Genomic DNA, 1335 nt, shown 5'->3' with positions numbered 1-1335 from the left:
CGGCCGGAAGGATTCTCACCTTCCTCTCGCTACTCATTCCGGCATTCTCTCTTCTTATCCCTCCACTGCTCCTTATCGGTACAGCTTCGTCGGTCTTAAGAATGCTCCTCTACCAATCATACTAGGTATAATTCCACAGCTTCGGTGTTGTGTTTCAGCCCCGGACATTTTCGGCGCAGGGACTCTCGACTAGTGAGCTGTTACGCACTCTTTGAATGAATGGCTGCTTCTGAGCCAACATCCTAGTTGTCTTTGAATCCCCACATCCTTTTCCACTTAACACACACTTTGGGACCTTAGCTGGTGGTCTGGGCTCTTTCCCTTTTGACTGTCCAACTTATCTCGTACAGTCTGACTCCCGTTCATCATCTTAATGGCATTCGGAGTTTGATATTCTTTGGTAAGCTTTGACGCCCCCGCGGAAATTCAGTGCTCTACCTCCACAAGACTAAAACGAGGCTAGCCCTAAAGCTATTTCGAGGAGAACCAGCTATCTCCGGGTTCGATTGGAATTTCTCCCCTATCCACACCTCATCCCCACCCTTTTCAACGGATGTGGGTTCGGTCCTCCAACGCCTTTTACGGCATCTTCAACCTGGACATGGATAGATCACCCGGTTTCGGGTCTACTCCTACTGACTAAACTCGCCCTGTTAAGACTTGGTTTCCCTTCGGCTCCGGACCTTAAGTCCTTAACCTCGCCAGTAAGCGTAACTCGCCGGACCGTTCTACAAAAAGTACGCGGTCGCACATATAAAGTGCTTCCACAGCTTGTAAACACAGGGTTTCAGGTTCTCTTTCACTCCCCTCCCGGGGTCCTTTTCACCTTTCCTTCACAGTACTATGCGCTATCGGTCACTAAGTAGTATTTAGCCTTACGGGGTGGTCCCCGCTTATTCCATCAAGGTTTCTCGTGTCTCGATGTACTCTGGATACCGCCATGTCAGCTCTTCTTTCGCTTACGGGACTTTCACCCTCTCTGGTCTGCTTTCCCAAAACAGTTCTGCTGGAATTGCTGAATCAATTATGCGGTCCGAACCCCGGAATGCACGCACTCCGGTTTGGGCTCTTTCCATTTCGCTCGCCGCTACTTTGGAAATCGATTTTTCTTTCTCTTCCTCCGGCTACTTAGATGTTTCAGTTCACCGGGTTCCCTTCCATACGTTATGGATTGGCGTATGGATACATGAGGTATTCTCATGTGGGTTTCCCCATTCAGATATTCACGGATCAAAGGATATTTGCTCCTCCCCGTGACTTTTCGCAGCTTATCACGTCTTTCATCGGCTCTTAGTGCCAAGGCATCCACCCTGCGCTCTTCTTCGCTTGACCTTG

General features: G+C 49.5%; 1 rRNA gene (only partly in view). It reads right to left on the bottom strand.

The annotated features are described in order from the left end of the window. A 23S ribosomal RNA gene (locus tag DXB43_RS14895) occupies positions 1-1332 on the bottom strand (it extends 1591 nt beyond the left edge of the window). Positions 1333-1335 lie beyond the last annotated feature (3 nt).

Source organism: Roseburia sp. OM04-10BH (genome assembly GCF_003462605.1).
In the GTDB taxonomy this organism is placed as follows: Bacteria; Bacillota; Clostridia; order Lachnospirales; family Lachnospiraceae; genus Roseburia_C; species Roseburia_C amylophila.
Note: the sequence above shows the minus strand (reverse complement) of the source record. Positions and strands in the feature narration are given on the sequence as shown.